General features: G+C 67.8%; 1 pseudogene. It reads left to right on the plus strand.

The features are described from left to right. Positions 1–314, plus strand: a pseudogene (locus ACLBXP_RS25530) (amino acid transporter); the annotation flags it as partial.

Here is a 314-nt window from a genome sequence, read left to right on the forward strand (position 1 = left end):
ATCATCGGCTGGGACCTCGTGCTCGAATACGCGGTCGGCGCCGCCACGGTGTCGGTGAGCTGGTCGAAATACGTCGTCCGCTTCCTCGGCGAGTACGGCATCACCCTGCCGGGCCAGCTCGTGCCCTCGCCCTTCGAGACCTACCAGCTCGCCGACGGCTCGAGCGCCCACGGCCTCGTCAACCTGCCCGCCATCCTGATCATCGTCGCGACCACCTACCTGCTGATGGTCGGCATCCGCGAATCGGCCCGCGTCAACGCCATCGTGGTGGCGATCAAGCTCGCGGTGGTGGCGGCGGTGATCGGCGTCGGCTT

The sequence above is a fragment of the Methylobacterium sp. A54F genome (assembly GCF_053346035.1).